The organism is Streptomyces sp. DG2A-72, assembly GCF_030499575.1.
Taxonomy (GTDB): domain Bacteria; phylum Actinomycetota; class Actinomycetes; order Streptomycetales; family Streptomycetaceae; genus Streptomyces.
This window is the reverse complement of the sequence record NZ_JASTLC010000001.1, coordinates 8,267,900-8,291,579: the sequence shown is the minus strand read 5'-3', so window position 1 is coordinate 8,291,579 and position 23,680 is coordinate 8,267,900. Positions and strand designations below refer to the sequence as shown.

Annotated in this window: 20 protein-coding genes; 4 read left to right on the top strand and 16 right to left on the bottom strand. The window is 71.8% G+C overall.

The genetic code is table 11. The annotated features are described in order from the left end of the window. Nucleotides 1–72: 72 nt before the first annotated feature. From QQY66_RS39365 to QQY66_RS39355, 3 genes are all read right to left on the bottom strand, one after another. Nucleotides 73–492, bottom strand: a complete 420-nt coding sequence (locus tag QQY66_RS39365; RefSeq protein WP_301985166.1) for an SSI family serine proteinase inhibitor — start codon at nucleotides 490–492, stop codon at nucleotides 73–75. Then, a complete protein-coding gene (locus QQY66_RS39360; protein ID WP_301985165.1) occupies nucleotides 489–1,868 on the bottom strand; it encodes a M14 family zinc carboxypeptidase in 1,380 nt (459 codons plus the stop codon). The genes QQY66_RS39365 and QQY66_RS39360 overlap by 4 nt, the downstream gene beginning before the upstream one ends. 128 nt (nucleotides 1,869–1,996) lie before the next feature. Continuing rightward, nucleotides 1,997–2,548: a DUF1707 and FHA domain-containing protein gene (locus QQY66_RS39355; protein WP_301985164.1), complete on the bottom strand. Its 552-nt coding sequence runs from the start codon at nucleotides 2,546–2,548 to the stop codon at nucleotides 1,997–1,999. A 174-nt stretch (nucleotides 2,549–2,722) separates the two neighbouring features. Between QQY66_RS39355 and treZ the strand changes: the two genes are divergently transcribed. Continuing rightward, nucleotides 2,723–4,468 carry a malto-oligosyltrehalose trehalohydrolase gene (gene treZ / locus QQY66_RS39350; RefSeq protein WP_301985163.1) on the top strand — a complete coding sequence of 582 codons (1,746 nt, stop codon included), beginning with the start codon at nucleotides 2,723–2,725 and terminating at the stop codon, nucleotides 4,466–4,468. 123 nt (nucleotides 4,469–4,591) lie between these two features. On the opposite strand, the gene QQY66_RS39345 is transcribed toward treZ, so the two are convergent. From QQY66_RS39345 to QQY66_RS39330, 4 genes are all read right to left on the bottom strand, one after another. Next, nucleotides 4,592–5,545, bottom strand: a complete 954-nt coding sequence (locus QQY66_RS39345) for an aminoglycoside phosphotransferase family protein (protein ID WP_301985162.1) — start codon at nucleotides 5,543–5,545, stop codon at nucleotides 4,592–4,594. Between the two features lie 50 nt (nucleotides 5,546–5,595). Further along, entirely contained in the window at nucleotides 5,596–6,723 is a 1,128-nt protein-coding gene (locus QQY66_RS39340; RefSeq protein WP_301985161.1) for an aminopeptidase P family protein, read from the bottom strand. A gap of 201 nt (nucleotides 6,724–6,924) precedes the next feature. Continuing rightward, nucleotides 6,925–7,533, bottom strand: coding sequence for a PDZ domain-containing protein (locus QQY66_RS39335; protein WP_301985160.1), 609 nt, complete (start codon nucleotides 7,531–7,533; stop codon nucleotides 6,925–6,927). Nucleotides 7,534–7,607: 74 nt separating this feature from the next. Continuing rightward, on the bottom strand, nucleotides 7,608–8,498 hold the full coding sequence (locus QQY66_RS39330; protein ID WP_301985159.1) for a LysR family transcriptional regulator: 891 nt from the start codon (nucleotides 8,496–8,498) through the stop codon (nucleotides 7,608–7,610). 93 nt (nucleotides 8,499–8,591) lie between these two features. Between QQY66_RS39330 and QQY66_RS39325 the strand changes: the two genes are divergently transcribed. Then, nucleotides 8,592–9,329, top strand: coding sequence for a hypothetical protein (locus QQY66_RS39325; protein ID WP_301985158.1), 738 nt, complete (start codon nucleotides 8,592–8,594; stop codon nucleotides 9,327–9,329). 146 nt (nucleotides 9,330–9,475) lie between these two features. On the opposite strand, the gene cyc2 is transcribed toward QQY66_RS39325, so the two are convergent. Next, nucleotides 9,476–11,632: a germacradienol/geosmin synthase Cyc2 gene (gene cyc2 / locus QQY66_RS39320; protein ID WP_301985157.1), complete on the bottom strand. Its 2,157-nt coding sequence runs from the start codon at nucleotides 11,630–11,632 to the stop codon at nucleotides 9,476–9,478. A 166-nt stretch (nucleotides 11,633–11,798) separates the two neighbouring features. Here cyc2 and QQY66_RS39315 point away from each other — a divergent pair, with 166 nt between their 5' ends. Continuing rightward, nucleotides 11,799–13,037 (top strand): endonuclease/exonuclease/phosphatase family protein, encoded by a 1,239-nt coding sequence (locus QQY66_RS39315; protein ID WP_301985156.1) that lies wholly within the window; start codon nucleotides 11,799–11,801, stop codon nucleotides 13,035–13,037. Nucleotides 13,038–13,072: 35 nt separating this feature from the next. On the opposite strand, the gene QQY66_RS39310 is transcribed toward QQY66_RS39315, so the two are convergent. Genes QQY66_RS39310 through QQY66_RS39290 form a run of 5 tightly spaced genes read right to left on the bottom strand, consistent with a single transcriptional unit; the run spans nucleotide 13,073 to nucleotide 18,051 of the window. Next, the gene (locus QQY66_RS39310) at nucleotides 13,073–13,816 is read right to left on the bottom strand and encodes an ABC transporter ATP-binding protein (RefSeq protein ID WP_301985155.1); all 744 of its coding nucleotides are present in this window, start codon (nucleotides 13,814–13,816) and stop codon (nucleotides 13,073–13,075) included. Between the two features lie 9 nt (nucleotides 13,817–13,825). Then, entirely contained in the window at nucleotides 13,826–15,430 is a 1,605-nt protein-coding gene (gene mdlC, locus QQY66_RS39305) for a benzoylformate decarboxylase (RefSeq protein WP_301985154.1), read from the bottom strand. A 19-nt stretch (nucleotides 15,431–15,449) separates the two neighbouring features. Further along, a complete protein-coding gene (locus QQY66_RS39300) occupies nucleotides 15,450–16,286 on the bottom strand; it encodes an ABC transporter permease (protein ID WP_301985153.1) in 837 nt (278 codons plus the stop codon). Next, nucleotides 16,283–17,083 (bottom strand): ABC transporter permease, encoded by an 801-nt coding sequence (locus QQY66_RS39295; RefSeq protein WP_301985151.1) that lies wholly within the window; start codon nucleotides 17,081–17,083, stop codon nucleotides 16,283–16,285. The genes QQY66_RS39300 and QQY66_RS39295 overlap by 4 nt, the downstream gene beginning before the upstream one ends. Next, on the bottom strand, nucleotides 17,080–18,051 hold the full coding sequence (locus QQY66_RS39290; RefSeq protein ID WP_301985150.1) for an ABC transporter substrate-binding protein: 972 nt from the start codon (nucleotides 18,049–18,051) through the stop codon (nucleotides 17,080–17,082). The genes QQY66_RS39295 and QQY66_RS39290 overlap by 4 nt, the downstream gene beginning before the upstream one ends. A gap of 118 nt (nucleotides 18,052–18,169) precedes the next feature. Here QQY66_RS39290 and QQY66_RS39285 point away from each other — a divergent pair, with 118 nt between their 5' ends. Continuing rightward, nucleotides 18,170–19,426: a cytochrome P450 gene (locus QQY66_RS39285; protein WP_301985149.1), complete on the top strand. Its 1,257-nt coding sequence runs from the start codon at nucleotides 18,170–18,172 to the stop codon at nucleotides 19,424–19,426. Here the strand turns inward: QQY66_RS39285 and QQY66_RS39280 are convergent, their stop codons facing one another. The 3 genes from QQY66_RS39280 to QQY66_RS39270 all read right to left on the bottom strand — a co-directional run bounded on the left by QQY66_RS39280 (nucleotide 19,427) and on the right by QQY66_RS39270 (nucleotide 23,544). Further along, nucleotides 19,427–20,605 carry a damage-control phosphatase ARMT1 family protein gene (locus tag QQY66_RS39280; RefSeq protein ID WP_301985148.1) on the bottom strand — a complete coding sequence of 393 codons (1,179 nt, stop codon included), beginning with the start codon at nucleotides 20,603–20,605 and terminating at the stop codon, nucleotides 19,427–19,429. A gap of 181 nt (nucleotides 20,606–20,786) precedes the next feature. Further along, on the bottom strand, nucleotides 20,787–21,434 hold the full coding sequence (locus QQY66_RS39275; RefSeq protein ID WP_301985147.1) for a ScbR family autoregulator-binding transcription factor: 648 nt from the start codon (nucleotides 21,432–21,434) through the stop codon (nucleotides 20,787–20,789). A 304-nt stretch (nucleotides 21,435–21,738) separates the two neighbouring features. Beyond that, entirely contained in the window at nucleotides 21,739–23,544 is a 1,806-nt protein-coding gene (locus QQY66_RS39270; protein ID WP_301985146.1) for a S8 family serine peptidase, read from the bottom strand. Nucleotides 23,545–23,680 lie beyond the last annotated feature (136 nt).

Below are 23,680 nucleotides of genomic sequence, written 5' to 3'. Positions count from 1 at the left end.
ACTCGCCGAGCGTTCACGCGCGCGTGCCGGTGATTCCGTCACGCGCGCGTACCGGCCGGGCCCGCTCGACGGTCAGGCGGGCCGCGCGAACACCGACCCCGTCGACGCCGTCATCACGCACGGGTTCGAGAACGTCTTCGTGTACGCGACCGGCCGTCCGTTCCACTCCCCGCGCGCGTGGGCGGTCACCGGTGCGTAGATCATCGTGCAGAAGGTGTCCTTCTGCGGGATGCCACCGATGTCGCCGCCCGCGGCCTCCAGTTCCGCGCAGGCATCGGCCGCGCGCGCGGGCCCCTTGGGCGGGTTGCACAGGAGCAGCTTGCCGGGCGTCTCGCCGGCCCGGGCGTCGCCCTGGGTGACGGTGAGGTAGAGCCAGTTGTCCGGGGGAGCCTGCCGGGGCGCCGCCTGCGCCGGGGTCGCGGAGGCGACGAGGAGGGCGACCGCCGCGAGCAGGCCGCCCCGTACCGCTTTCGCTGTGGTGGAGTACGTCATTCCCGATGCATCGGCACGGCGGCCTGTGAGCCCCACCCCGACTCACCCGAACGGGAGCGCACCGGCCCGTGCCGTCCGGCCAGTTCGAAGGCGGCGAGCACCACCCGTGCCTGGTACTCCACCTGGCGGGCGACCGGGATCCAGCGGGCCCCGCAGCCGTCGCGGTAGTCCGTGCACCACGCGTCGACCAGCCGGTCCAGCTCCGGCAGCACCCCGGCCGGGTCACGGCCCGCGCCCGAGACGAGCCGGTGCAGCAGCCCCGCCGTGCGCAGCGCGAGCCGGCGTCCGGCGATGCGCAGGGTGGCGAGGTGGGCGGTGCTGAGCGGGGGCAGCGAGCGCGCGCCGTCAGCGCCGTCAGCGCCCTCGATGTCCGGATCCCATGCGTCGGCGAGGCCGGGGCAGACCAGTAAATAGTCGTCGACCGGGGCGAGCAGGCGCGCCGCGTCCGGTGCGCCCGCGTGGTGGAGCCGGATCCGCGCCAGGAGCCGCCGCAGGGCCTCGGTGTCGTGGCGCAGCGTGTGGCTGACGGTCCGCAGCACTCCGGCCGGGTCTGCGGGCTCGGTGGCGTCCTCCACGGCGGCCACGCTCCACATGGGCGCCTCGACGACCGCGGTCACGGTGCCGTACGGGTGCGGGTGGAACCATGTCGACTCGACGGCGGCCTCGGTGATGGCGGCGGCCAGGTCGCCCCGCTGCGGCGGCGGTATCCGGTAGACGGCGGGGCCCAGGCCGGGCCAGTACAGGGTGTCGTACGGGCCGAGTTCGCGCGGTATGCCGAGGCGGGCCGCGGTGTGCGCGATGCGCCCGGCGAGGCCGGGGAGGTCGCGGGTGAGTTCGACGAAGCCGCCGCCCACGTCGACGCCGTGCAGGGAGCACTGGAGGAACGGCCGCAGTTCGTCCTGGAGGTCGAGCAGGGCGCGGGTCTCCGGCAGTACGGCGGCTGCCGCGCCGTCGGGCAGCCATTCGGGCTGTTCGAGGAAGCCGGGCCGAAAGAAGTGCCGGAAGTAGTGGCCCAGGGTGTACGGGCCGTGCAGCCAGCCCTCGTTGCGGCGCAGGCCGTCGGGGTCGAGGCAGAGCAGCAGGTTCCAGGTGGCGTCGGCTTCTTCGGTGAGCCGGGGGTCGGCGAGGGCCCGTTCGGCGAGCCGCAGGGCGGTGGCGCCGCCCACGGGTTCGTTGGCGTGCGGGCCGGCGACGACGAGGGCCTGGCGGCTGCCGTGGCCGACGGACAGCAGCCACAGGGGCGTGCCCGCGCGGGAGCTTCCGACACGGCGCAGTCTGGCGTCCCGGGGATGCCGGGCGACGAGCGTCGCCGCCCGGGCGTGCAGCTCGTCGACGGTCGGGTAGCGGAGGAGTGGCGGCAGGGCACACCTCCACAATGTGGTGCCGTCGGTTCACCTGGTGTGCATGGTGTACGCACAGTCAGTCACGAGATGAGGGGTACGTCAACACCGCGAGAGGCAAAGGCATTTCGGTCACCGGGGCACGATCCCGACCGGGGACGGACTCAGTTCGAGGCGAGCCGGAACGACATCCGCCCGAAGCCGACCTGATCACCCTCACGGACGACGGCGGCACCGATGACACGCCGCCCGTTGACCGTCGTCCCGTTGGTCGAGCCGAGGTCCCGCAGCACCCAGATGCCGCCCTGCCGACTGAGTTCGGCGTGCACCCGGGACACCGTCTCGTGGGTCAGCCGGAGCCCGCTCGCGGGATCGCGCCCTATGCGCAGGGGATGGCCGTTGCCCGCGTGGGGCAGCAGCAGCTTGGGCAGCCGCTCGGCCTGCCAGGCCCTGCGCAGCCGTACCGTGAAGCCGGAGACGGCCTCGACGGTGCCGAACACCAGCCGCGACAGCCGGCTCTCGGTGGGCAGGTCGGCGGTGAGGAGCGCGAGGTCCTCGGACCGGCGGGCGGTCAGGGCCAGCTCCATGCGCCGGATGAACGTGTCGTGCGACAGACGGCCCATGGCGACGCCGTCCCGGAGCACCTTCAGCGCCCTGTCGCGCTCCGCGTCGGAGAGCCGCGCGGGGTACGTGTTGAACTCGAAAAACGGCGTCACGCTCGTGATTGTCGGGCAGTGGACGCCGGGTGTCCAGAAAAGGTGAGAACAGCCGCCACGCGCGCGTGCTCCGACGACACCCGCCGCAAAAGGGAAGATTCAAAAGCGGATTGATCTCGTTTGAAGCACCATGGACGGGCTACATCACGGTGAGCAGACGAAGGGGAACCGTCCGTGCAGTTCGAGGTGTGGGCACCGCAGGCAGACCGTGTGACGCTCCAGTGCGAGGGCGCCACGCGCGCGTTGGAGCGCGATCCTGACCGAGCGGGCTGGTGGCGGGGGGAGGCTGAGGCGGACGACGGCTCGCGGTACGGGTTCGCGCTGGACGACGGCCCTGTGCTGCCCGACCCGTGCTCTCGCCGGCAACCGGACGGCCCGGACGGGCTGAGCGCGGTCGTCGACCACGAGCGGTACACGTGGCGCAGTGAGTGGGCCGGGCGCCCGCTGCCCGGCGCGGTCCTGTACGAGCTGCATGTGGGCACGTACACACGCGAGGGCACCCTGGACGCGGCCGCCGAGCGGCTCGGGCATCTCGTCGAACTGGGCGTCACGCACGTCGAGTTGATGCCGGTGTGCCCGTTCCCCGGGCGGCACGGCTGGGGGTACGAGGGGGTGTCGCTGTGGGCGGTGCACGAGCCGTACGGCGGCCCCGAGGCGCTGAAACGGTTCGTCGACCGGGCGCACGAACTGGGCCTGGGCGTGGTCCTCGACGTGGTGCACAACCACCTGGGGCCGTCCGGGAACTACCTCCCCCGGTTCGGCCCGTACTTCACCGACACGCACCACACGCCCTGGGGTTCCGCGGTCAACCTGGATGCGCCCGGTTCGGACGAGGTGCGCGCGTATCTGCTGGGCAGTTCGCTGGCGTGGCTGCGGGACTACCGGATCGACGGGCTGCGCCTGGACGCGGTGCACGCGCTGGCCGACACGCGCGCGTGCCACTTCCTGGAGGAGCTGTCGACGGCCGTGGACGCCCTGGCCGCCGACCTGGACCGGCCGCTCTTCCTCGTCGCCGAGGCCGATCTGAACGACCCCCGGCTGGTCACCCCGCGCGAGGAGGGCGGCCTGGGCCTGCACGCGCAGTGGAACGACGACTTCCACCACTCCCTGCACACGGCGCTGACCGGCGAGTCCCAGGGCTACTACGCCGACTTCGCGCGAGCCCCGTTCGCGGCGCTCGCCAAGACCCTCACGGGCGGCTACTTCCACGACGGCACGTATTCGAGCTTCCGGGGCCGGTGCCACGGCCGTCCCCTGGACCGCACGCGCGTGGCCGCGCACCGGCTCCTCGGCTATGCCCAGACCCACGACCAGGTGGGCAACCGCGCCCTGGGAGACCGGCTTTCGGCGTCCCTCTCGCCGGGACTGCTGGCCTGCGCGGCGACACTGACGCTGACCGCGCCGTTCACGCCCATGCTGTTCATGGGCGAGGAGTGGGCCGCGAGCACTCCCTGGCAGTTCTTCACCGACCACACCGACCCCGAGCTCGCCGAGTCCGTACGGCGCGGCAGACGGCGGGAGTTCGCCGCGCACGGGTGGGCCGAGGAGGACGTGCCCGACCCGCAGGACCCGGCGACCCGCGACCGTTCCTGCCTCGACTGGTCCGAGCCGGAGAACGAGCCCCACGCGCGCGTGCTGGCCTGGTACCGCCGCCTGATCGCCCTGCGCCACGAGCAGGCCGACCTCACCGACCCCGACATCGCCGACACCAAGGTGGCCTACGACGAGGTGGGGCGCTGGCTCGCCTTCCGGCGCGGGGACGTCCGCGTGGCCGTCAACCTCGCCAAGGAACCGGCGGCGATTCCCCTGGGCCCGCGCCCGGCGCAGGTGCTCGCCTCATGGGAGCCGGTCGAAACGCCGGGCGCGGACGGGATGCTGCATCTGCCCGGGGAGTCGTGCGTGGTGCTGTCGCAGGCGTGAGCGGCGCCTGCGTCTGCAGCGGTGCCCGCGTCGGCGCGGAACGCCGAGCGAAGGTGCGCGTAAGCGTTTGCGCAATCGTTTACGCGTGACTTGCGCAACCTGTTGACCTCGGCCCGGCGCCCCCTATGCCCCCTCGCCCTTCTCCTCGTCCCGCAGCTCCGTCACCCGTTCCAGCAGGATCGCCTCCCAGGCCCGCTCCAGCTGCTCCCGCAGCAGATGCAGGGGGCTGCCGCCCCTGCCTTCGAGGCGTTCGGCGAGGCGGATCAGGGTGTCGCAGCGGGCGAGCCAGAGGCCACGCAGACAGGGGCGGGCGCCGTAGCCGGCGAGGGTGGCGGCGCGGACGGCGGCGGGGGATCCGACGGCGAGCGCGAGGCCTGCGATGTCCTCGGCGGGGTCACCGAGGACCGCGTCGGCCCAGCCGAGGACGCCGCGCACCCGGCCGTCGGCGCTGACCACGAGGTGCTCGCCGGTGAGTGCGTGGTGGACGAGGACCGCGGTGCCGGGCTGGGCGGCGAGCTGGACCGCGGCGGGTGCGGTGAGCTGGTGGAGGCGTACGGCGTCGAACTCGTCGGCGGCGGCGAGGCGCCCGGCGGCGCGTTCGGCGGACCGGCGCAGGGCCTCGAGGGAACGGGGTGCGGCGCGCGGGACACCGAGGGTCTCGGCCTGCCGTACGGGCACCTCGCGCAGCCCGGTGAGCACCCCGGCCAGGTCGGCCTCCCCGACGGCGGACACGTCGTGCTCCTCCCCCGAGCCGCCGGGCACCTTGGTGTCCAGCGTGTAGGTCAGGCCGGGAGCCCACTCGCCGTGCGCCACGCTCGTCGGCACGGCGACCGGGACGTGCGGGCGGACGAGGTCGCGCAGGCGCAGTTCGCGCCGCTGACGGACGGTGGCGTCGCGGTCGGGGGCCAGACGCAGGACATGGCGGGTGCCGACCCACCAGGTGGCGTGCCCGCCGCCCTCGGTGACCGGCCGGACGTCCGGTCCGGCGGCGCCCTTCGCGGCGTAGGCGCCGTCCTTGAGCAGGGAACGGACCAGTCGGCGGACGGTGTCCGCGGTGGGTGTCGGTGCCTGGGTCATGGTCGCGCCGTCGTCGCTCGAAGTCGTCGTGGGAGGCTCCAGATGCTCGGTCAGTTCACTATGACCAGCTCGCGGGTGGTGTCGTTGAGGCGGCGGGCGCCGTCCTCGGTGACCGTGACGATGTCCTCGATGCGGACGCCGAAGCGGCCGGGCAGATAGACGCCGGGCTCGACGGAGAAGCACATGCCGGGCACGAGGGGCTGCTCCTCGCCCTCGATCATGTACGGCGGCTCGTGCGTGGTGACGCCGATGCCGTGTCCGGTGCGGTGGATGAAGTACTCGCCGTATCCGGCGTCGGCGATGACCGCGCGGGCGGCCCGGTCCACCACCTGGCAGGCCACCCCGGGCCGTACGGCCCTGAAGCCCGCCTCCTGGGCCTCGCGTACGAGGTCGTGGACCCGGCGCTCCTCGTCGGTCGGTTCGCCGACGTGGACCGTACGGGAGGTGTCGGAGCCGTAGCCGTCCTTCAGGCCGCCGAAGTCGAGGACGACCATGTCGCCCTGCTCGATGACCCTCTCGCCCACTTCGTGATGCGGATTGGCCCCGTTCGGGCCGGAGGCGACGATGGTGAAGTCGACCTGGGAGTGCCCGAACCCGCGCAGCAGATCGGCGAGGTCGGCGGCGACGTCGGACTCCTCGCGGCCGGCGAAGGGAACCTTCCGGATCTCGTCGAACGTTGCGTCTGCGGCCGCGCCGGCGGCCGCCAACAGCCTCAGTTCCGCCGCGTCCTTGACGGCACGGAGCATCGGCAGGGCCTCGGTGAGGGAGGCGTAGGAGGTGCCGGGCAGCGCCTTCTGCAGGCCCAGCAGATGCATGGCCCAGGCGTTGTCGCTGACGCCGAACCGCCCGGTGGAGTCGAGCAGCGCGGCAGTGGCGGCGTAGGGGTCCTTGCCGTCGGTCCAGTCGCGCAGCGTCAGCGCGGGCGCGCCGGCCGCCTTGGCCGCGTCCGGGGCCTCCAGGGTGGGCACGACGAGTACGGGGTCCTGTCCGGGGGTGAGCACCAGGAGGGTGAGCCGTTCGGTGACCGCGGTGGGCGCGTAACCGGTCAGCCACACGAGGTCCGGTCCCGGCGCCACGAGCAGCCCGGCGAGCCCCGCGTCGGCGGCCGTCCGCGCGGCGCGCTCCATCCGGGCCCGGTAGTCGTCGGCGCCGAAGGGCGCGGGCGCGGTGCCGGTCATCCTGGCCTCCCTGTGCGGCTGAAAGGACTACGGGCAGCATCCTGCCCGTAGGGCGGGGGCCGCGCGAGCCGATTAGCCTGACCTTTCGACGTGCCGCCGACCACCACCCCTAACGGGAGACCATTGATCAACCGTTAGAGCTAATGCACAGATGACCGCAAGCCATTAACACCAGCCGGTTCACCACTCACTTCCAGGTGGTCATGTGACGACGCCCGGAATCACCGTCAACTGCTGGTAGCCACCGCCCTCATGACGCACCGTCAAGGTGACCGCGGCTCCCGGTCGGGTATCGGCGACGGCTTGCGCGAGGTCGGCGGCCGAGTCGATCCGGGTCGTGTCGAACGCGAGGAGTACGTCGCCCCTGACCAGGCCCGCCGTGTAGCCCGGGCCGGGGACATGGACGCCGACGACCAGCGCTCCGGACTTCTCGGCGTCCACGGCCTCCACGCCGAGCGTGGCACCTGCGGGCGCCGGTGACGGGGTGGGCGTGGCGGGCGGTGGGGTGGGTCCGGGGAGCGCCGAGGCGGACGGGTTCACGGGGGCCGCACCCTGGCCCGTTCGGCCCGAACTCCCGGCCTGGCCTCGCAGATCGGCCAGTTTGCTCATGCCGATCACGGTGGCGCCCACCGTCCCGAGGCCGACACCGGACAGGACCAGGACCGTTCCGACGCACAGGCCGAACAGCACAGTGGTGAGCCGTCGGCGACGCCGGCGGTCGGCGTGCGGGCGCCGGACGGGGCCGGGCGTGGGGCTGCCGCCGGACTCCTGACCGGGCATCGGCTTGGGACGCAACGCTGTCTGTTCCATGTCTCGCCTCCGGCTGAGAACTACCCGGAGCGCCGGCGCACGACGAGCCACGAACGAGTGAGACTGACCCATGGTCAAGAACGGGAAGCCATAGTGACCCCCTCGCGTTCGGTGAGCGCCTCCACGAGCGTCGCCGCCGCTCCCCGCACCGATCCCCCGTGCACCAGTTCCGTGCGGTGGACGACCCGCGGTTGCGTGACCGGGACGGCGACCGTGCCCGGCACCGCCTCGGCCGCCGAGCGGGGCAGCAGGGTCAGGCCGTGGCCCGCGGCGGCCAGGGCGGTGAGGGTGCGGACGTCCGTGCCGTCGTAGTGCAGGGAGGGACGGAAGCCGTGACCGCCGTTGGCGGCCCGGAGGTGGGCGAGCGGCAGTCCCGTGTCGGGGGCGTCGAGCCAGCGGGCGTCGGCGAGGTCGCCCAGGCGCAGTCCGGAGCGCCGGGCCAGCGGGTGCGATCGGGGCAGGAGGACGCACACGGGCTCCTCCCCCACGCCGTACGTGGTCAGCGGCGCCACGTCGGGCAGCCGCAGCGGATCGCTGGGGGCGGCCAGGCCGTCGACCAGACCGAGGTCGGCGGCACCGGCGGCCACGGCTGCCGGAACCCCGTCGCGAGGCAGCACCCGCAAGGTCACGCCCGCGACCGGGAGTGCGGCCAGGACGCGGGGCCCGAGCGCGGTCGGCGCGGCGGCGAGCGTCAGGCCGGGCGCGGGCGCCGCCGCCATCCGTACGACGTCCGCGCGAGCGGCGTCCAGGCGCAGCAGCAACGGGCCCGCGTGTTCGAGCAGCCGCTCACCGGCCGCTGTCGGAGCGACGGGGCGGCGAGTGAGCAGCGAAGCCCCCAGGTCCTGTTCGAGCGCCGCGATGTGCTGGGAGACGGCCGACTGGGTGTAGCCGAGGTCGCGGGCGGCCTCGGAGAAGGAGGCGAGGCGGGCGACGGTGACGTACGTACGCAGGAGGTGCGGGTCCATGCGCCTCAGGATCCCACCGCATCAGCACGGCTTATCGGCCGTGCAGAAATCATCGTTGGACGTGAACCTCGGCGCGAACCCAGGATGACGACCATGACGAACACAGCAGCCCGTCTCGCCCTGGTCGGCGACCGCTCCCCCAACGTCGCCTCGCACACCCGGATCCCCCTCCTGCTCGACGCGCTCGCCGAGCGCGACCGGCTGGTGCTCGACGCCTACTGGATCCGCTCCGAGGACGCCGAGGACCCCGACGCCGTACGCGGGTTCGACGCGGTGTGGGTGCTGCCGGGCAGCCCGTACCGCAGCGAGGCCGGTGTGCTCACGGCGATCCGTACGGCGCGCGTGGAGGGCATTCCGTTCCTGGGCACGTGCGGCGGTTTCCAGCACGCCCTCCTCGAGTACGCCCGTGACGTCTGCGGCCTGACGCGGGTGGCCCACGCGGAGAGCGACCCCGACGCCGAGGACCCCCTCATCGAGCCGCTGGCCTGTTCGCTCGCCGGACACGAGGCCGTGGTCAGGATCGAGCCGGGCTCACTCGCGCAGACCGTGATCGGCTCCGAGCGGACGGTCGAGCGCTACTTCTGCGCATACGGCCCGACCCGCCACCTCGACACCCTGCGCACCCACGGGCTGCGCTTCACCGGCCACGACGAGGACGGCCACCCACGCATCGCCGAACTCCCGGGCCACCCCTTCTTCCTGGCCTCGCTCTTCCAGCCGGAACTGTCCGGTGACGGATCGCGCCCGCACCCGATGGTCCGCGCGCTGGCCCGCGCCGCCGTGGAACACGCACGTCAGACCGCCATGGGACACGTACGTCAGCCCGTGTGAGCCGAGCGGCAAGGCTGCACAGCCGACGCGATACTCGGCGAGCTCCCGGAGAACGCCGCGAACGGCGTCCGGGAGCTCGCCGAGGAGACCACGGAGCGGCCGGCGGAGGTGAGCTGACCGCTGACGTCAGCCGATGACCGCTGACGTCAGCCGACGGGCAGGGCCGGCGGACGGTCCGGGAGGAAGCCGTGGGCGCGCCGGGCCAGCCAGTCGGCCTTGTAGCGGTCGACCTTCCGGTGCCAGTTCAGGATGCCCGCCATCCAGTTCTGCAGGTCGGTGACATAGCCCTGCATGATCGCGCGGGCCTCGTCGGAGAGCTCGAAGTCCTCGTAGACGACGGGCAGTTCATGGGCGGCAACATGCTGGAACTGCTGCATGCGCTGGGTCATCAGGTCATGGACGACGCCGACCGCGGTCGGGTAATCGCAGCCGAAGAAGTTCTGGACGACAAGAACAGCGTTGTGGATCTCACCCTCGTACTCGATCTCCTTCTGGTAGGAGAACACGTCGTTCACCAGGCAGGCGTAGTCGACGGCCGCGTTCTCCAGGGAGCGGACGGGGCCGCTGCGGTACACCTCCGCGGGGACGGCGGGGCCGTGGCCCATCCGGCACAGGCTCATGGTGAGGTCGGCGCCGAAGGTGGCGCGCCGCATCTCCAGGTAGTCGACCGGGTCGGGGACGCGGTTCTGGAGCTGGTTGGACAGCTCCCACACCCAGCTCTCGGTCATGACGTCCACCGTGGCCTTCACGGTGCGCCGTTGCTCGGTGGTCATCTCCGCCGTCGTGCGGGCCCACAGGTCGATCAGCGCGCGTTCCATGGCGTTCGCGGGGGCGGGGACCTCTTCGCCGTCGACGGGCATGCAGGTGGACAGGCGCGCCGTGGTCAGGCGGGCAGCGGCCAGGTCGCGGCGGTGGCCGAAGACGAGCGGGTAGTAGTCGTCGCCGTAGGTCCCCCAGGCGAGCCACTGCGCGCTGAGGTCGAGTGCCTCGGGCGTGGCGTCGGGGTCGAGGCCCGCCGAGCACAGCGCGAGGTCGTAGGCGCGGAGTTTGTCCTCGTCCCAGACGCCCTCCTGGAGGAAGCCCATGCGCTGCGCCCAGCCGGTGAGGTGGTGGCGGGCGTCGTCGAGGTGCGGGCTGAGTTCCACCTGGAAGGGCATGTGGAAGTCGGGCAGCAGGGACGGGCCGACCTTCTGGAACGGCACATGGGTGTAGGCGCGCAGGCGTTCGGCGCCGGCCGCGGCGAGGAGCGCGCCGACATCGGCGGCGGAGGTGCCGGGGCCGGTCAGTCCGTGCCAGGGCGAGGTGGTGCGGGCGCGCTCGTTCATGTACCGGCTGGAGCGCATGTGCCACTCGTGGCCGCCGGACTGCCAGTCCTGAAGTCCCTTGGTGTACGCGGCGATCGCGGAGAGTTCCCCGGGGGCGAGGCCCTTCTCCAGGGCCAGTGCGGGCACTTCGGTGAGGGCGGTGTGCTCGAACTGGTGCAGCCGGGAGGTCAGGATGTCGTTGACGGTGTCGGCGGCCTCCTGGGTGGTGCAGCCGAAGAAGGTCTCCAGGACGAGCACGCCGTTGCTGAGTTCGCCCTCGTCCTCGACCTCCCGCTGGTAGGAGAAGAGGTCGTTGCGCAGGTGCACCGCGTCGGCGAACGTCTCCATGAGGACCCTGAGCGGCCGCGATCCGGCGACGGCCGCGGGCACTTCGGCGGTCGCGTACTCCACGAGCCCCGACGACCAGGGGGCGCCGCCCACCTTGCGGCGCATCTCGACGTATTCGACGGGATTGGCGATCCGCCCCTCGTTGATGTTGGACAGTTCCCACAGGGACTCGTTGAGCAGGTGCTCGGTGGCAACGGAGAAGCGCGCCCGCCAGTCGGCGGACATGGCGGGCACCGTGCGCGCCCACAGGTCGGCGAGCCCGGCCTCCACCGGGTTCTGCGGCTCGGGCACCTCGGCGGACAGGTCCATCGGCATGAACAGCGGCAGCCGGTCCAGGTAGGCCTTGCCGCCGGCGCGGTCCTGGGTGCGCTTGAAGATCTCCAGGAAGTGGTCGTCGAAGAAGAAGACCCACACGTACCAGTCGGTGATGAGGGAGAGGGCGGGTCCGTCGCAGTCGGGATGGGTGTAGGCGCAGAGCAAGCCGTAGTCATGCGCGTCGAGGTCGGACTGTTCCCAGATCCCGGACCCCTCCAGCATGCCCATCTCGCGCGCCCACGCGGTCGAGTGGGCGCGGGCCTCGTCGACATGCGGGTTCAGCCGCGCGGGATACGGCATGTAGAAGTGCGGGAGTTCGAAGGGCTGCTGCGTCATGGCCGGGCCCTACCCACGCGTTTCGGGCGCCATCCGCATCCCCGGACATGATCACACCATCGCGTGAATCAGCGGTGAATCCGGGAGTTCTCGACGGGACTTGTGGCGTTCATCTCTACGCGCGCAGACTACGGAAATTCACGTGCCCCTCCGTAAGGGAGTTCCGATGAACCAGCCCAGATCCCTCTCCCGCCGCACCACGCTCGCCGCACTCGCCGGGGCGGCGCTGGCCGGCACCTCGGCCCTGCCCGCGGCGGCATCGGACCGCCGTGGTCGTACGGTGCGCTTCGCCACGTTCAACGCCTCCCTGAACCGCGGCACTCAGGGCGCGCTCGTCACCGATCTGTCCACGCCGGACAACACCCAGGCGAAGAACGTCGCCGAGACGATCCAGCGGGTCGACCCGGACGTGCTGCTGATCAACGAGTTCGACTACGTCGAGTCCGGTGCGGCGGTCCGCCTCTTCCTGCGCAACTACCTCGCCGTCGGGCAGAACGGCGCGAAGCCGGTCCGCTACGGATACCACTTCACCGCCCCGGTGAACACGGGCGTGGCCTCGGGTCTGGACCTCGACGGACGCAACGGCGCGGTGACGACGCCCGGTTCGGACGCGTACGGCCAGGACGCGTACGGATACGGCTGGTTCCCCGGGCAGTACGGCATGGCCGTGCTCTCCAAGTACCCGATCGACATCCGCGCGGTGCGCACGTTCCAGCGTTTCCTGTGGCGGGACATGCCCGGCAACATCATGCCGACCGACTACTACAGCGCCGAGGCGCAGGCGGTCCTGCGGCTCTCCTCCAAGAGCCATTGGGACGTGCCGGTGTGCGTCGGTCACGAAACCGTGCACTTCCTGGTGTCGCACCCCACGCCGCCCACCTTCGACGGCACCGAGGACCGCAACGGCCGGCGCAACCACGACGAGATCCGCCTGTGGGCCGACTACATCGGCGGGCGCCGGCGCAGCTCGTACCTGTACGACGACAAGGGCAGGCGCGGCGGTCTGCGGCCGGGGGCGCGCTTCGTACTGGCCGGCGACCAGAACGCCGATCCGTACGACGGCGACAGCTACGACCACGCCATCCGCCTGCTCCTCGACCACCCGGCGGTCAACCTGCCCAAGGTGCCGCCCACGAGCAAGGGCGCGGTCGAGGCGGCGCGGCTCCAGGGAGGTGCCAACACCTCGCACACCGGCGATCCCGCGTACGACACGGCGGACTTCGGCGACACCGCTCCGGGCAATCTGCGCGTCGACTACGTCCTGCCGTCCAGGGGGCTGATACCCGGGTCGAACGGCGTGTTCTGGCCGATGTCCGACGACCCGCTGTACCGGCTGGTGGGCGGCGGGGCGAACGTGCCGACCTCCGATCACCGGCTGGTGTGGCAGGACGTGCGCGTGGTCTGACCGTCCCTGTCAGCACTCCCCGGCAGGACTCCCCGTCAGGCCCCCCGCACCGCCCGGCCCACCTCGGTCCGCAGCGCCACGAACTCGGGCAGTCCCCGGGTGGTGATCTGGTCCCGCTTGCCGGGGAGTTCGACCGGCAGGTCCCGTACGACGCGGGAGCCAGGGCCCGGGGAGAGGACGACGACGCGATCGCCGACGTAGACGCTCTCGTCGATGTCGTGGGTGACGAAGACGATGGTGGTGCCGTCGGTGCGGTGGACCTCGAGGAGGAGGTCTTCGAGGTCCTCGCGCGTCTGGGCGTCGAGGGAGCCGAAGGGCTCGTCCATGAGGAGGAGCGAGGGGCGGCAGACCAGGGCGCGGGCGATGGCGACGCGCTGCTGCATTCCGCCGGAGAGCTGCCAGGGGTGACGGCGGGCGGCGCCGTCGAGGCCGACGCGTTCCAGGATCCGCTCGGCCTCGGCGCGCCGCTCGGCCCGGCCGAGGCCGCGCAGCGGCAGGGCGACGTTCTCGCGGACGGTGAGCCAGGGGAAGAGGGAGCGGCCGTAGTCCTGGAAGACGACGGCGAGTTGGTCGGGCACGCCGGTGACCGGTGTGCCGTCGATCGTGACCGTGCCCTCGCGGGCGGGGTGCAGGCCCGCGATGGTGCGCAGCAGGGTGGACTTGCCGCAGCCGGACGGGCCGACGACGCTCAGGAGCTGGCCGTCGGGGACGGTGAGGGTGATGTCGTGCAGGACGGGGTGGTCGCCGTAGTGCTGGGCGACTTCGTCTAGGCGAAGCATCCGGAAGCGTCACCTGGCCCTGGGTTCGTAGAGCGCGCCCTCGGTGTCGGCGACGCGGAGGTGGAGGAGGTGCGGACCCGCGTCGTCGCCCGCGTCGAGGGCGCGGTCGAGGGCGGCGGGGAGGTCGTCGGGGTGGGCGGCGTACGAGGCGGGGCAGCCGAAGGAGGCGGCGAGGGCGGCGAAGTCGATGCCCTGGATGTCCGTGCCGGGGACGGGAGAGATGCCGATCCGGCGGCCGAGGGCGCGGACGGCGCCGTAGCCGCGGTTGTCGAGGACGAGGAAACTGACCGGAGCGCCGAGGCTCGCGGCGGTCCACAGCGCCTGCACCGAGTACAGCGCGGAGCCGTCGCCGATCACGCACACCACCCGGCGCCGGTCGGCGAGGGCTCGGCCGACCGCGAGGGGCAGTCCCCAGCCGAGGGCTCCGCTGCCGGTGGTCAGGTAGCCGCCGGGGAGGTCGACGGGCACGCGCGCGTGGAGCGGGTCGCGGTGGCTGGGGGCCTCCTCGACGAGGACGCGGTCGCGGGGCAGGCGCTCGCGCAGGAGGTCGAAGACCAGCTCCGGGGTGATGTCCGGCGTGGCCGGCACGGGTTCGGGTGCCGGGCGGGGCGGGGGCGGTGCGCGGTCGGGGTCCTTCAGCAGCGCGGTGAGGTGGGCGAGGGCCGGTTTGAGGGTGGTGACGAGACTGGTGCCCAGCGGCAGCCAGGCCGCCTGCGCCGGGTCGCAGTCCAGGTGGAACAGTTCGGTGCCGGGAGGCAGGAGCGGGCCGTCGTCGGCGACGTGGTACGTGAACAGGGATGCGCCGAGGGCCACGACGACGTCGTACGGTGCCAGGCGCGCGGCGAGTGCGCCCGCGACCGGGGGCAGGAAGCCCTGGAAGAGCGGGTGGGTCTCGGGAAAGCCCGAGCGGCCGGACAGGGGGCTGATCCACACCGCCGACCTGGTGCGCTCGGCCAGCGCACGCGCCTCGGACTGCGCCTCCTCGTCGTCCACCCCGGGGCCGATCACGAGCACGGGCCGGGCGCAGGTGTCGAGCCGGGCGGCCAGGTGGGCGAGCGCCGAGGGGGAGGCCATGAAGCCGTCGTGCACGGTCCGCGGCGCCACGGGCCCGGCGGGCCGGTCCCAGTCGTCCTCCGGGACGGAGACGAAGACCGGCCCGCGGGGGTGGGTCATCGCGATCCGGTGGGCCTCGGCGAGGACGGCGGGCACGTCGGCGGCGCGTTCCGGCTGGCGGGCGAACTTCACGTACGGGCGTGGGAACTCGGCGGGTTGGTCGGCGCCGAGGAACGGGCGCAGCTGGATCAGCGAGCGTGCCTGCTGGCCCGCGACGATCACCAGGGGAACGCGGTCGCGGTAGGCGTTGAAGACGGCGCCGAGGCCGTGGCCGACACCGCCGGCGGAGTGGAGGGAGACGAAGGCGGCGCGCCGGGTGCCGAGGGCGTGTCCGGCGGCCATGGCGACGGCCGTGGACTCCTGGAGGCCGAGGACGTAGGTGAAGTCGTCGGGCCAGTCGCGGAACATGCGCAGTTCTGTGGAGCCGGGGTTGCCGAAGACGGTGGTCATGCCGGTGTCGCGCAGGAACCGCACGACGGCGTCAAGGACGGTTCCGCTCATACGGGCCTCCCCAGTGCGCTCATATGGGCCTCCCCTTGCCGATCAGCCGTTTCTCGACCGCCAGCAGGCCGGTGTTGAGCAGGTATCCGAGGGCGCCGAGCAGGACCAGCGCCGCCCATACGGTGAGCAGGTCGGAACGGGACTGGGCGTCGGTGAGCGTGAAGCCGATGCCGTTCGCGGTGCCCGGCAGCAGTTCCGAGAACACCATGAGGATGAGGGAGAGCGAAAGGCTCAGGCGCAGGCCCGCGAAGATGCGCGGCAGCGCGGAGGGAAGGAGGAGGAAGCGGAGCCTTTCGACGGCGTTCAGCCGAAGGACCGCGGCGACGTCGAGGCGCAGCGGGTCGGTGTTGCGGGCCCCCTCCGCGGTGTTGATGAGCACCGGCCAGACCGCGCTGAAGGCGATCGACGCGACCTGCATCTGCGTACCGAAGTCGAGGACGACGACGAAGACGGGGACCAGAGCCGGGGGTGGTACGGCCCGCGCGAACTGGAGCACCGGGTTGCACAGCGCGTATGTCCGGCGCGAGCGGCCCACCGCCACGCCGAGCGCGATGCCGGCGACGGCGGCGATCACGAACCCGGCGGCCATCCGGCCGAGGCTGGGGCCGATGTTGTCGACGGCCGCGTCGGTGAAGAACGCATGCCGGACCGGGCCGGAGAACCACAACTCGTAGGCGTGGTGGGCGATCCGGCCCGGTGGCGGGAAGTACACGCTGTCATGGGCCCGGGCGGCCACCTCCCAGCAGCCGACGGCGACGGCGAGCACGACCCAGCGCAGCAGCACACCGCCCACGGCAACCCGACCGACCTGCCGTACGCCACCGCCCCGCACCGCCACCGCACCGTCCCGGCTCACACGCCCCTCCCCCGATGGGCCGCCGCCCGCTCCCGCTGCTCCGGCGTCCACGGGAACAGCCGCCGTTCGCCCCACACCAGGACGCCGTTGATGACGAGACCCAGCGCGCCCGCCCACACCACACCCGCGAGCACGTCCCGGGTGCCGTCCGTCGACAGGCTCGCCTGGGCGATGAAGATGCCGAGGCCCTCGCCGAAGCCCGCGAGGATCTCCGTGGCGACGGCGAGGATGAGCGCGACGGCGGCCGAGATGCGGATGCCGGCGGCGATGAAGGGGGCCGTGCCGGGGAGTTCGACGCGCAGCAGCACCGCGAGCCGCCCGAAGCCGAAGGCGCGCAGGGTGTCCTTGGCGAGGGGGTCGGTCTCGCCGAGGCCGTAGATGGTGTTGAAGAGGATCGGCCACACGCACGCGTAGGTGATGAGCGCGACCTTGGTCTCGGTGCCGGAGCCGAGCAGCAGGGAGACCAGCGGGATCAGCGCGACGGACGGCAGTGGGCGCAGGAACTCCACGATCGCGCGTACGGCGGCGTCGACGAGGGGCACGCTGCCCAGCAGCAGACCCAGCGGGACCGCGATCGCGCACGCGAGGCCGAGCCCGAACACCCAGGCGCGCAGGGTGGCCCCGATACCGTCCAGGAAAACGCTGTCACCCGCCAGCTCCAAGGCTCGCGAGAGGACTTCGGAGGCGGGCGGCAGATAGCTGCGGCGCACGATCCCGGCCCGGCTCACCGCCTCGCACACCCCGAAGACAAGGAGCACGCCGAGAAGACCGAGCCCCAGTTCCTGACGCCGTTTCACTTCACCACGAGGGTCGCCGGGTCGATCGGCTTCTTCAGCATCCCCTGTTTCTTCATCAGGTCGGTGAGCCGGGAGATCTGCTCGGCGTCCACGGTGGGCGGAAAGGCCGGCAGCCCGATCTGCTCCGCCTGCCCCTCGGTCACCTTCGTGTACGTCGGCACGATCTCCCGTACCGCCGACGGATCCTTCCCGGCGATCTCGGCTGCGGCCTTGAGGGCCCGCCGGAAGGCGGCGAGGGTCTCCTCGTTCTCGCCCGCGAACTGGCTCGATGTGATGTAACCGCTGAGCGGAATGTCCTCGACGGGCGCAGCCGCCCCGTCCACCACGACCCTCGCCTGCAACTCGTCCTGGATCACGCTGTCGAAGGGCTCGACCGCGTGGACCGCGTCGACCTGCCCCTTCTCCAGGGCGGCCCCCATCTGCGGAAAGGCGACCTGCCGGTAGACGGGCTCGCCGACGCCCTCCTTCTCCAGGATCTCGTTCAGGGTCAGCGACTGAACGTTGTTGAGAACGTTTACGGCGATTTTCCGCCCCTCGAGGTCGGCGACGGTCTTGATGTCCGAGTCCTTCGGGACCAGTACGTCCATCATGTGCGGCGCGGCCCGGATCGACTCGGCGACGATCCGGATGTCGAGGGTGCCCTGCTCATGGGCCTGGAAGTAGGTGACGTAGTTGGCGCTCGCCACCATGTCGACCTGCCCCTTCGACAGCGCGGGCAGCGCCTGGAGGCTCTGCTGGACCTGCTGGATCCGCACGTCCAGGCCCTCCTTCTCGAAGAGCCCGCGGTCCCGGGCGATATAGAGGGCGGCGCAGTCGATCAGCGGCAGTGCGGCCACGGTGACGGTTCTCCCACCGCCGGACGAGGAGTCGGCGCCCCCGTCGTCGCCGCATGCCGTGAGGGCGAGGGTCAGGGCGGCCAGGGTCGCCGCGAGCTTCCGCGGTCCCGCCGTTGAGCGACGTGACGTCATGCGCGCATGAGTATCAAGGTTTTGTCATGATCACCACATATTCATGAGCCATTCCACGCACGTGTGAACGGATGGCGCACCCCTTGCCGAGCCCCTTCCCTCAGGTCACGGTAGTCGCATGCACGAGGCGCCGCCCGTCCCCGACGTCTTCGATCCACGCCGGTACGCCGCCGGAGTGCCGTACGCCGCCTACCGCGTCCTGCGCGACCATCACCCCGTGGCCCGGCAGGAGGAGCCCGAGGTGCTGGGGTGGCCGGCGGGCCCCGGGTTCTGGGCGGTGACCCGGCACGCTGATGTCGTACGGGTGCTGCGGGACTCGACGACGTACTCCTCCTACCTGGGCGCGACACAGATCCGGGATCCGGACCCGGACGACCTGCCATTCATCCGGCGCATGATGCTCAATCAGGACCCGCCGCAGCACGGCCGGTTGAGGCGTCTGGTCTCGCGCGCCTTCACCCCCGGGCGCATCGAACGCTTCACGGCCGTCGCCCGTGAGCGGGCCCGGTCGCTGTTCGCACAGGCCCTTCAGACGGCCCGCGAGGCGGACGGCACCGTCGACCTCGTCACCGCCGTCACCGACGACTACGCCCTGCTCAACCTGGCCGACCTGCTCGGCGTCCCCGAGCGGGACCGCGGGCTGCTGCTGCACTGGACCCGCCGGGTCATCGGCTACCAGGACCCGGACGAGGCCGGGCCACCGGTGCTGGATGCGGCGGGCAAGCCGGTCAATCCGCGGTCGCCCGCGATGCTGAAGGACATGTTCGCGTACGCCCGGCAGCTCGCCGCCTACAAACGGCGGTACCCGGCCGACGACATCATGACCACCCTGGCCCACGACGCCGAACTCGCCGACGCCGAGCTGGAGATGTTCTTCTTCCTGCTCACGATCGCGGGCAACGACACCGTCCGCAGCGCCGCACCCGGCGGACTGCTGACCCTGGCCGAGCACCCGGCGGCGTACGAGCTGCTGCGCGCAGAGAGAGTCGAACTCGCCTGTGCCGTGGACGAGTTGCTGCGCTGGCATCCGCCCGTGCTGACCTTCCGCCGTACCGCCGCGCAGGACGCCGAGCTGGCGGGGCGGCTCATCCGCAGGGGCGAGAAGGTGGTCGTCTTCCACGCCGCCGCCAACCGCGACGAGCGGGTCTTCGCCGATCCGGACCGGCTGGATCTGTCCCGTACGCCGAACCCGCATGTGTCGTTCGGGGACGGACCGCATGTCTGCCTGGGCGCGCACTTCGCCCGGCTGCAGCTGCGGGTGCTGTACCGGGAGGCGCTGCCGGCGCTGCCCGGGCTGCGGCTCGCGGGGCGGCCGGAGCGGCTGGTGTCGAACTTCATCAACGGGCTCAAGTCACTTCCCGTGCAGGTGACTTGATCAGGTGCGGACCTGGATCAGGGCGTGCGTGCCGCCGGTCCGCCAGCGCTGCCCCTCCGCGGCGACCAGTGCGGCCTCCGTGGCGGTGTCGAGGCCGGTGATCACATCGGACTTCAGGGTGCGCAGCGCGGCGACCGGACCCGGGAAGTACGCGGTGACCTCGTCGAACGGCGTGGTCGGCGGCCACATCCGGTCGCCCACCAGGCGGCGGTAGTTGAGGTCCCCCTTCACCACGGTCAGCGTCGCCGAGGCGAACTCCGCCCGCAGGTCGTCGGGCATGTCGGCGTACGGCAGCGGGGCACAGGAGAAGGGGTGGGCCCGTACCGTCAGACGGCCGTCGGTCATCGCCGCCCACAGCTCACGCCCGTACCCGGCGGCCACGCCCGGTACGGAGGCGATCCGGCGCAGCGCGTCGAGGACGTCGGCGGTGGTGGCGTCGGAGACGTAGTACGGGTACGGCTTGATGTGCAGCACCGCCCGCCCGATGTGCCCGTGCGCGAGGAGGTGGGCGATGAGGAGCAGGTCGGGGATGAGTTCGCGGCCCGCGTTGTCGGCGACGAGGCAGAGCGTGCCGTTGCCGGCGGGAGGCAGCAGCGACCAGAGGGTGTCGCTGTCGTCGGCGACCAGGGCGGGCGTGGCGGCGGGTGTTCCCGCGTCCTTGGCGGAGAGGCGGAAGCCGAGGTCCGCGCGGTTGCCCCACAGGGAGCCGTGCAGCAGGGCGCGCGCCCGCTCGTCGGCCGGTTTCGCCTCCAGGTCGTCGAGCGCGGCGAGTTCCTCGTCCGTCTCCGGGGCGTCGAGTTCGGCGAGCTTGGAGGGGCGGAAGGGGTCGATGCCCTGCCAGGCGCCGGGGCCGAAGTAGCCGACCGTGTCGAGGAGTCGGCGGTAGAAGTAGCTCTCGGACCACAGCCAGGGGATGTCGAACCAGGACCGGCCGGTGTGGTCGGCCGCGCCCCACTCCTGCCAGCGCTCCCGGTCGGGCGCGTCGGCCGGGAGCGGTTCGGCCACACCCTTGGTGCAGCTGTCGAGGAGCGCGTCGAGTGCACGCTGCTGCTCGGGGCCGTACGGGAAGGCCTCCCGGATCTGCCGCACGATCGCGGGATGCCGCTCGGCGAGGACGCTGTGCGGGAACGAGCCGAGTTCGTGGCCGAGGATGACGGGCGCGGACGAGGCGAAGGGCATGCGCGTCACCGTATCGCCCCAGGTGTGCGGAGCGCTCCGCTGGAAGGGGCGCGATATGCCGTCGGTCGGCTGCGGCGCCGTCGTGGCTGGTCGCTCCCCCACTCTCGAATGCGCTCGAGCGGGGGGACCCCCATCGCGGCGGAGCCGCATATTGATACAGCCCCGCGCCCCTTCGGGGCGCTCAGCCGGCCGTGATCTCCCGCTCCAGTCGGGTGGCGAGGCTCAGATAGCGGGCGCGGCGGGGGACGGGAACCAGGCCGCGGATCAGGACGTGCCACATCTCGGCCATGCGGCGAGGCTGCCGGGCGAGCGGGTCGAGGGAGCGCCCCACGACCCGGGTGCCGACGAAGAAGGAGACCAGGGCGTGGGCGACGGCTTCGATGTCGATGTCCTGGTGGACGTCGGATTCCCTGACCGCGCCGCCGAGCCTGCGCGAGAAGAACTCCAGCCACTCGGTGAAGGGGTGCCGCAGCGGCGGCCGTACGGCGACCCCGGCGGTGGCGAGCCGGAGTCCGGCCCGGTGTATCGGGCCGTCCACGGACAGGCGGGCTATGCCGAACGTGGTGCGGATCAGCGCTTCGAGGGAAGTGCAGCCCCGGCTGTCCATCTCCTCCACCAGCTTTCGGGCCGCCGTGGACTGGATCTCCAGAATGGCGTGGGCCAGGTCCTCCTTGGCCGCGAAGTGGAAATACAGGGCGCCCTTGGTGACGTGGGCGTGCTCGACGATGTCGCTCAGACTGGTCGACTCGTAACCCTGGCGGTCGAACAGATCGGCAGCCGACGTGATGATCGTCGCACGGGTCTGCTCGGCGCGTAACTGCCTCGCCATCGTGGGGACTCCTGAACAAAAAAGACGGCTCGCGCCGTTTGTTTCTGACTCCCCGTATAAGATAACTCACCGTACAGCGTGATCGACGAGCCGAAGTCGGTCCGCCGACTTTCACTCCATTCCCGCGACTAGCGCATTCACACCCTTCGCATCGTGTGGCGTCCGTGAAGGGTTGGCCGAAAAACAGGGTGGACGGTATCGAACGACGACACAAAACGACGGGCCGACCGGTGCCCATCCGCACCAGTCGGCCCGTCCGCTCGTGGCCGTCCGTCGGTTCATGACCGTCGGCTCGGCCGTTCGCTCAGAAGGTCAGCTTCCAGCTGTTGAGCCTGCCCGTGTCCTGCGCCGCCGTGTCCTGGACGCGCAGCTTCCAGGTGCCGTTCGCGGTCTCGCTGGACGCGTTCACCGTGTAGGTGGTGTTGACGTTGTCCGCGGAGTCCGACGAACTGGCCGCCTTCAGGCGATAGCTCGTACCGTCCGGCGCGACCAGGTCGATGACCAGGTCACCACGGTAGGTGTGGGTGATGTCCACGCCCACCTGGAGGGCCGAGGGGGCGTTGCCGCTGCGCCCGCTGACCGCGATGGAGGACTCGATGGCCGCGCCGCTGTCCGGGATGGAGACGGCCGTGCTGCTGGTGAAGGTGGTGCCTCCCGTGGAGCCGCCGGAGCCGCTCACCGCCTGCACCGTCTTGGCCGCGTCCGCGAGACCGGCGCCACAGCCGCCCGAGCAAGTGCCGGGCAGAGCACGCGAGTTGGTCTTGATCGCGGACTCGATCTGGGCCGGGGTCAGCGACGAGGCGGCCGACTTCATCAGCGCGGCCAGGCCCGCGATGTGCGGGGCGGCCATGCTGGTGCCCTGGTAGTAGTCGTAGTTCTCGCTGGACGGGCCCTGCGCGCCGGAGTTCAGCGTGGACAGGATGCCGTTGGCCGAGCTCGTACGGGTCTCGCCACCGGGCGCGGCGATGTCGACGACCGAGCCGTAGTTGGAGTAGGAGGACCGGGAGCCGGCGCGGTTGGTGGCGGCCACGGAGATGACGTTGTTGCAGCTCGCGGGCGAGTAGTTGGCCGCGTTGGCGTTGCTGTTGCCCGCAGCGACGACGACCGTGGTACCGCGGTTCACAGCGGCGTTGATCGCGTTCTGGGTCGCGGTGGTGCACGCGCCGCCGCCACCGAGGCTCATGTTGATGACCTTGGCGACGTTGGTGTTGGCCGGGACACCGGAGACCGTGCCGCCGGACGCCCAGGTGATGGCGTCGATGATGTCGGAGTCGTAGCCGCCGCACTTGCCGAGGACGCGCAGCGGGGAGACCTTGGCGCCGTACGCGATGCCCGCGACGCCCTTGCTGTTGTTGGTGACGGCGGCGATGGTGCCCGCGACGTGGGTGCCGTGCCAGGAGGAGGACTGCCCCACCCAGGTGCTGGAGCACTCCCTGTCCACGGTCCAGTCGCCCGGGTCGGCCGGGCTGCTGTCGCGGCCGTTGCCGTCGTTCGCCATGGTGGCGTCGGAGATGAAGTCGTAGCCCGCGACGACGTTGGCGCCGAGGTCGGAGTGGCTGACGTAACCGGTGTCGATGACGGCGACGGTCACCCCGGTGCCGGTGGTGACGTCCCAGGCACCCGGCACGTTCATGCCCGCGGTGGTCTCGAACAGGTCCCACTGCTTGGTGTACTCGGGGTCGTTCGGCGTGGCCTGCGGCTTGTTCAGACGGTCCGGTACGACGTAGGCGACCTGCGGGTCGGCCTGGTACTCGGCGACGACGTCGGCGACATCCGCCTTGGTGAGGTTCTCACCGAGCTCGACCAGGGCGGCACCGGTGCCGAGGCGGCGCTGGAAGTCCAGGTCTTCGCCGGCCTCCTTGCCCTTGGCCACGGCGTCGGCGTCCGCGGCCCTGTTCGACTTGGCCTCGGTGGCACCGGACTTGTAGCCGACGATGAGGCGCTCGGCGACGGTGCCGGGGGCGGCCTCGGTCTGCGCGGCCGGGGCGGAGGCTTCCGGGGCGCCCGTTTCCTGGGCGACGGCGGCCGAGGCGGTGGCGGCGGTGACGAGTGCGGCGGAGACCGCCGCGACGGATATCAGCTTCCGTCTGAGCGAGGGGGAGGTACGCAAGGGCTTTGCCTTTCGTTGCCGGACTCCGGGCAGCGCGGAGTGCGGTCGGTTCGCTTCGTCCTCGAAGCGGCGGGGGTGAGCCGAAAAGCGGTCGGGAGGAACCCGAGGTGCGTTGCGTGGCCGGCCAGGCGCGGAT

Bases quoted from the DNA above. Each gene is read 5' to 3' on its own strand.
- QQY66_RS39335 (WP_301985160.1), bottom strand. From the start codon at position 7,533: ATGGAACAGACAGCGTTGCGTCCCAAGCCGATGCCCGGTCAGGAGTCC.
- QQY66_RS39290 (WP_301985150.1), bottom strand. From the start codon at position 18,051: ATGACGTCACGTCGCTCAACGGCGGGACCGCGGAAGCTCGCGGCGACC.
- QQY66_RS39315 (WP_301985156.1), top strand. From the start codon at position 11,799: ATGAACCAGCCCAGATCCCTCTCCCGCCGCACCACGCTCGCCGCACTC.
- QQY66_RS39310 (WP_301985155.1), bottom strand. From the start codon at position 13,816: ATGCTTCGCCTAGACGAAGTCGCCCAGCACTACGGCGACCACCCCGTC.
- QQY66_RS39330 (WP_301985159.1), bottom strand. From the start codon at position 8,498: ATGGACCCGCACCTCCTGCGTACGTACGTCACCGTCGCCCGCCTCGCC.
- QQY66_RS39340 (WP_301985161.1), bottom strand. From the start codon at position 6,723: ATGACCGGCACCGCGCCCGCGCCCTTCGGCGCCGACGACTACCGGGCC.
- QQY66_RS39275 (WP_301985147.1), bottom strand. From the start codon at position 21,434: ATGGCGAGGCAGTTACGCGCCGAGCAGACCCGTGCGACGATCATCACG.
- QQY66_RS39365 (WP_301985166.1), bottom strand. From the start codon at position 492: ATGACGTACTCCACCACAGCGAAAGCGGTACGGGGCGGCCTGCTCGCG.
- QQY66_RS39280 (WP_301985148.1), bottom strand. From the start codon at position 20,605: ATGCCCTTCGCCTCGTCCGCGCCCGTCATCCTCGGCCACGAACTCGGC.
- QQY66_RS39325 (WP_301985158.1), top strand. From the start codon at position 8,592: ATGACGAACACAGCAGCCCGTCTCGCCCTGGTCGGCGACCGCTCCCCC.
- QQY66_RS39345 (WP_301985162.1), bottom strand. From the start codon at position 5,545: ATGACCCAGGCACCGACACCCACCGCGGACACCGTCCGCCGACTGGTC.
- cyc2 (WP_301985157.1), bottom strand. From the start codon at position 11,632: ATGACGCAGCAGCCCTTCGAACTCCCGCACTTCTACATGCCGTATCCC.
- mdlC (WP_301985154.1), bottom strand. From the start codon at position 15,430: ATGAGCGGAACCGTCCTTGACGCCGTCGTGCGGTTCCTGCGCGACACC.
- QQY66_RS39285 (WP_301985149.1), top strand. From the start codon at position 18,170: ATGCACGAGGCGCCGCCCGTCCCCGACGTCTTCGATCCACGCCGGTAC.